Annotated in this window: 6 protein-coding genes; 2 read left to right on the top strand and 4 right to left on the bottom strand. The window is 38.2% G+C overall.

Going from position 1 to position 6,156, the window contains the following annotated elements; genetic code table 11:
- Window positions 1-313: 313 nt before the first annotated feature.
- The 4 genes from MUB24_RS18300 to MUB24_RS18285 form a co-directional block, all read right to left on the bottom strand.
- Window positions 314-1,255 carry an alpha/beta fold hydrolase gene (locus MUB24_RS18300; protein ID WP_244706616.1) on the bottom strand — a complete coding sequence of 314 codons (942 nt, stop codon included), beginning with the start codon at window positions 1,253-1,255 and terminating at the stop codon, window positions 314-316.
- A 253-nt stretch (window positions 1,256-1,508) separates the two neighbouring features.
- The gene (locus tag MUB24_RS18295) at window positions 1,509-1,718 is read right to left on the bottom strand and encodes a hypothetical protein (RefSeq protein ID WP_244706614.1); all 210 of its coding nucleotides are present in this window, start codon (window positions 1,716-1,718) and stop codon (window positions 1,509-1,511) included.
- 157 nt (window positions 1,719-1,875) lie between these two features.
- Window positions 1,876-2,478: a YtpR family tRNA-binding protein gene (ytpR, locus tag MUB24_RS18290; protein ID WP_244706612.1), complete on the bottom strand. Its 603-nt coding sequence runs from the start codon at window positions 2,476-2,478 to the stop codon at window positions 1,876-1,878.
- On the bottom strand, window positions 2,479-3,294 hold the full coding sequence (locus tag MUB24_RS18285; RefSeq protein ID WP_244706620.1) for a DUF1444 domain-containing protein: 816 nt from the start codon (window positions 3,292-3,294) through the stop codon (window positions 2,479-2,481). It abuts the gene before it with no gap.
- Between the two features lie 257 nt (window positions 3,295-3,551).
- Between MUB24_RS18285 and MUB24_RS18280 the strand changes: the two genes are divergently transcribed.
- Both MUB24_RS18280 and MUB24_RS18275 read left to right on the top strand, forming a co-directional pair.
- Complete coding sequence (locus tag MUB24_RS18280; RefSeq protein ID WP_244706610.1) at window positions 3,552-5,171, top strand: lysylphosphatidylglycerol synthase domain-containing protein; 1,620 nt, start codon at window positions 3,552-3,554, stop codon at window positions 5,169-5,171.
- Window positions 5,152-6,093, top strand: coding sequence for a phosphatidylglycerol lysyltransferase domain-containing protein (locus MUB24_RS18275; protein ID WP_244706608.1), 942 nt, complete (start codon window positions 5,152-5,154; stop codon window positions 6,091-6,093). Before MUB24_RS18280 ends, MUB24_RS18275 begins: the two co-directional genes overlap by 20 nt.
- Window positions 6,094-6,156: the final 63 nt, after the last annotated feature.

Below are 6,156 nucleotides of genomic sequence, written 5' to 3'. Positions count from 1 at the left end.
CTGCGATCTGATCTCCTTTCTGGTGTGCGAACCATTAGGATATCATAAGATTGCATGATTGGGTTATTTTTCCATTTAAAAATTCAACAATTTTTCGACAAGAACTTTTGACTGTCCAGATAATTATTATATCGAAAAAAAATACTAGCAAATCAAATAACTTACCGATCTCTTTTTAATCGACCATATGAATAGATGGATTCAAAAAATGGTTTTGTAGACTCCTAATCGTTTTATAATCTTTTATTGAAGATAAGCACCCTTTGCATAAAAATATACCGTTAATTTCTGCTTGTCCCCTGAATGTTACTTTTTAATACGCAGCTGCTTTTGAAGATTCTAATATAAAATTAATTACTTCTTCTGTGTATTTTTGTGGTTCCTCTAACCGAGGAAAATGAGCACTGTTTTCAAATACTATTATTTTACTGTTTGGAGCTTTTTCTATATAAATATTTTTTTGTTTTTCACAAAAAATGGGGTCGAATTTCCCATGTAGTAGTAAAGAGGGCTGATTTACTAACGAAATTATCGGTAGTAAACTTTCAAATATCTTCCCTTCTTCCTCGATTTTGTATGTATGTATTTGAGTTCTTTGCCATAGTTCATCTGACACACCAGACTCTTCATAAATACTATTTAATTCGTCTGGTGTTAGCGATTTTAAATATAAATAATCTTTTTTCTCTCCTAAAAAATCTTTGAAAATTTTACCCACCGATCCCCAAAGTTCTTTTGATGAAGTAGCATCCTCCAAGTATCGCTTAGATTGAAAAATATATTCTTTCTGATTCTCTATTTCAAATTGATTTATAGCTTTTTGAATGATTGATTTTGCCGATAATCCGATATTAAATGATGGTGCCTCGAAAATTAATTTTTTCACATAGAACGGGTATTTATATGCATACTTAAGTGCTAAATAGCCTCCAAAGGAATGTCCTAGAACTGTCCATTCCTTAATGTCTAGTAATTTTCTTATTTCCTCACAATCCTCAATTAGATCGTCTATACTAAAAGGTTGATCTGGTTCTATCGGGTCTGAACGAAGAACCCCTCTTTGATCGAATGCTACTACTCTTACTGATTCGGAAAGTGCTTTTGCCTGATAAAAACAAAAATCTAAACAACTTGCCCCTGGTCCCCCATGTAAATAAAGTAAAGTATTTTCATGATGCCTTCCGAATTCTTCAATGTATAAATTCTTTCCGCGTATATTAATGAACTCCCCCATTACATTCATCTCCTCATCCATTCAAATCATCTCTAAAGGAGGTAAAGCTTCGCATTTTTTTAAAACATCACAACTTTACTTTGAGTTTACATCTACTACAAATTCAGAACAATTTTAGAATACCAAAAATTTAAATTCAAATTATTTTCTCGGAATAATTGTGATTTGCAAGTGCTAAAAATCACCGTTCCATGTGAAAATATCTCTATGATAATTGGGGTTTAATTGACTAGGTTAGGAAAATTCAACAATTCTACCCAAAGTTCAGCAATCCCTATGACGAGAGCTTCAATCCGTTTTGCGGACTCCACTCCGTATTTTGAGAGAATTCCCGACTAATTGGTTCGAACTTTTGGTTAATTGGTCCATACTCTCGATTAATTGGTCTGAACTCTCGATTAATCGGTCCATTCTCTCGATTAATTGGTCCGTACTCCCGACTAATCGGTCCGTACTCTTGATTAATTGGTCCAACTCTCGACAATCGCTCCGTACTCCCGACTAATCGGTCCACTACTCTCAATTAATCGGTCCGTACTCCAAATTCCCGGCTAGTTGAGCCAAATCTTTTTTAGGCCAGGATTGCGAGAACCTCATTACATATCCGGCAACCCGGTTATATAGTCAAAAGCTTACCGCTCCTATTTAATAAATGCTTGTCCAATTTCATAAGCATCTGCTTCCAACACGAGAATTTCTTTTTCCTTAGGTGCATTCGGTAAATCCAATTCCTTTGCCGAGCAGATCATACCGCTGGAAGGAACTCCACGAAGCTCTGCATCTTTAATCACCATTCCGCTTGGCATGACTGCGCCCACTTTGGCGACAACGACTTTTTGACCGGCGTCCACATTCGGAGCGCCGCAGACAATTTGCAGTACTTCTGTTCCGACATCCACCTGACAGATACTTAATTTATCCGCATTGGGATGCTTCATTTTTTCTTTGACATAGCCGACAACAAATTTTGGAGAGAAGTCTGCATGAAGCTTCTCATCAAAGCCATTTTGCCTAATCGCGGCATTTATTTTATCGACAAGTGCTTCATTCAAATCAACTTGTCCATTTGCATCGACTTCCACATATTTGGAGGCATGAAAAAGATTGAATCCCCCTGTTTTGTTTGTTTTTTTATCAAAAATTCGAGCAACATCCCCTTTCCGCTCAAATGTGGGATGCTCGATATCTTGAATGGCGATCAATAAGGTGTCGCCTACCCCTTTTCGATTATAAAAGACATTCATTTATTCTTTCTCCCTTTCGTTCTTCCTTTTTTGATCCTGGGCCAATATAAAAATAGGCTCCAACTTTCCATCCTCATAGGTAAAGGATAACGCCGTAATCGGCACTTTTCCTGATGTAAAAAAACTCATCGTTAATTCCGCTAAAATGTCATAACCCGTTGGATTGCGGATATCACCTATAATTAAAACATCCTGGTGGGGAACCGCAACAATCATATCCCCTTCTATCGTTTCCGCTTTTTCTTGTAAAAATTTTTCATTTAAAATTCGGCTTGCATCATAACCATCATTTGTATTTAAAAAGTAAAACACATTCTCACGCACTGTATCTTTTTTCATGTCAACAGGCAATGAACGTACATTAAAGCGCGCGATTTCCCTTACTTTCTGTGCCGTTAATCCTTCTTTTTTAAGCAAATCCTCATCTAAAAGACGATACGTACTCCCAAGATCAAGGGCATAATAAATCCGCGTTTCTGCCGTATGATCATCCGTTAGAAAGGAGACCCCTTCCCCTGTTTCCTTTGGAAAGGAAGTCGAGCGAATAACAGGATAAATTTTCTTTTCCTGCCCGGCTATTGATTGATGCCTGCCCATCACCTGCAACGCTTCTTCTACATAATAAACGACCTCATCAATCGCTTGCTCTTTACGCTCATGCCATTTGGCCACTAAAGGAGAAAGCGCGATGTCGACCCCTTTTCCGGTAGCATCATTTTCAACCCGTAAATTCTCTTTTTCCCGATCATAATGGAGCTTCCGTCCTGATCTTGCCAGTCGCTGTTCCAATTTTTTCCTTATTTTCTTTTCATCCATTTTCAAGCTACTCCCCTCCTTTGGGAAAAAATAAGCTGCTTCTTATTTTACACAAAATCAGCCAGAGTCTCAAAGATGGAGGAAAATACGAAAAGTGAAACTTTTTGCCCCTATATGTCGTTTAATAGAATGAAGGATGGTAGCCAAACGAAAAGCTTACAAGAATGTAAGCTTTTTGTAAGTCCATTCCATTGGAGCTATCCCTTCGGATCGGTATGATGAAAATAATGAGTGTTATGTGAGCGAGGGATTTTTTTATGTTAAAAAACAAGCAGCTATTCGTTAGGATCGGGAAGATTGCCTTTATGGTACTCGTTCTTTCGATTATTTTTATCCAAGGAAAAAGCGAATTACAGGATGTGTCCTTAAAGGAATCTTTACAAGTAATTAATCAAATTTCTTTCGTCCATATGACGATCCTGATTATCGTTGCTCTTCTATCTGTTGGTACGATGTTTTTCTATGATTATTTCTTTATTCGATCTCAAGAGCTTACGATCCAAAAGCGGAAAATATTCAACGTCTCTTGGATCGCAAATTCCTTTAATGGCATCTTTGGCTTCGGTGGATTAATTGGTGCTGGGATTCGTGGCATGCTGTACAAAAAATATTCAGAAAAGGGCGGTGAACTAGGAAAAGGGATCGCTTGGTTAGCACCAGCCGCCGCAATGGGACTATCTGTTTTTGCGATTTTGGCCTTGATCGGGATCTTTCCGATTAGGGGCATCCTTGCCGGAAAAAGCTGGATACTGCTTGTGTTGGTGGCTGTTTCATTGCTTTCCCCTTTATATATTGGCCTTTCCAGATGGAAGAAGACAAGCTATTTTTCACCACTTATTACGGTTCAATATTCACTTGTTTCAGTGCTAGAATGGTTTGGGGCAGGGCTCGTGCTCTATCTATCTTTTGTATTTGCCGGGATTCATCTATCCTTTCTCCTTGTATTTGGGATCTTTATTATTGCCGCCATCACTGGCTTTATTAGTATGATTCCTGGCGGGTTTGGCTCATTTGATCTGATGGTTTTATCTAGTGGGCAACTATACGGAATCGAGTCAGAACCTTTATTGACCGCCCTTTTCTTGTATCGCTTTGTTTACTATTTAATTCCTTTTATAATAGGATTAATTTTGGCAGCGATCGAAATGGCCTCCACTGCGATAAAAAAGTCAGAGGATAGCCAAATTGTCACGCCAGTCATTGAAATATCAAGTGTTGTCTGGACATTACAACGGCAAGCTTTGATCCCATTAGGGTATTGGTCCTTATCGTTGCTGGCTTTTATTTCAGGATTTTTTCTGATCACGATTCCGATTTTTGATATCATTTCGATTCATGGGTTGGAGAAATCAAAACTATCTTTGTTTACACTGGATTTTTATTATTTAGTCTTATTTGCTTGTGGGATTACTTTATGGTTCCTGATGAAGGAGCAGTATTATCAGACGAAACGTTCCTGGCAAATTGTTAGCGTAACGTTGGCCATATCGATTATTTTATTATTGTTTCAATCGGAAAATTTTATTATTGGTTTATTAGCAGCCTTTCATTTACTCGTTTTAATTTTGCTGCGAAAACAATTTAGACGACACAGCTTACCTTTTACAGCAGCAAGTGTACGGAAATTATTGTATTTATGTATCGGCTGCTTCTTTGGTTTCGTCCTTTTAGCCCGAGAAGGATTGCTTGCAACCGGTTATGATAAGCCTTTATATGGAATTTACGGTTTAGCCTTTACCGGGTGCTTAGTAGCTTTTATCTATATTGTATTAAGCATTATATTCTTTGATAAAAGACATCAGCCAAAAATTGGGGAAGCCTATAGCGCGCAAAAGCTCACAGAGTTTTTACAAAAGTATGGGGGGGCATGCGCTTAGTCATCTCGGATTTTTAGGAGATAAAAGGTTATTCATAAGTGATGACGGAAAAGCGATGCTGCAATTTGCTGTAAAAGGGAAAAATATTGTGGTGCTCGGTGACCCGCAAGGAGAAAAATCCTCGTTTAAAAGTGTACTCATGAAAATCAATGAAATGGCGGATCATTACGGGTACAATTGCATCTTTTATCAAGTAAGTGACGAGCTGATGTCTCTTTACCATGATTTAGGCTATCATTTTTTCAAACTTGGAGAGGAAGCAACAGTGGATCTGGACAGCTTTACCATTTCAGGTAAGAAAAATGCCGGATTACGATCAACCTTCAATCGCTTTGAAAAGAACGGCTATACGTTTTCTGTTTATTCTCCCCCTTTCTCACATGACTTTTTAGAGAAAATCAAGCATGTATCTGATGAATGGCTCGGAAAAAAGCGAGAGAAGCAATTTTCATTAGGCTTTTTTGATCAGGATTATTTATCCAATGCCCCCATTGCCGTACTAAAAGATGCAGATGGGGAGATTATAGCCTTTATGAATATTATGCCTACTTATCAGGATGGGAGTATTTCTGTTGATTTAATGCGTTATCTGCCAACAGCACCAAGTGGCGTAAATGATGTACTATTTATTTACTTATTCCGCTGGGCAAAGGAAAAAGGCTATCGTCATTTCAATCTTGGCATGGCCCCGCTTTCGAATGTAGGCTTTACAAAGCATTCCTTCCTGCGCGAACGAATGGCCTCCGCCGTCTTTCACAACGTCCGCTATATGTATAAGTTTAGTGGATTACGAGACTTTAAGAATAAATATCATCCCAACTGGTCTGGAAAATATTTGGCCTATCGAAATAAATACTCCTTGGCCTCCACTATGATTCTTGTCACAAAAATGATTAGTAAGGGAAGGGCACCCTCACGATAAAGACAGTGAGGGATTGTCTTTTTTACATTTTAAACCTGCGGCCTTCTTCTCTGGTCCCTACAA

This window comes from Lederbergia sp. NSJ-179 (assembly GCF_022867885.1).
Taxonomy (GTDB): domain Bacteria; phylum Bacillota; class Bacilli; order Bacillales; family Bacillaceae_C; genus Lederbergia.
Note: the sequence above shows the minus strand (reverse complement) of the source record. Positions and strands in the feature narration are given on the sequence as shown.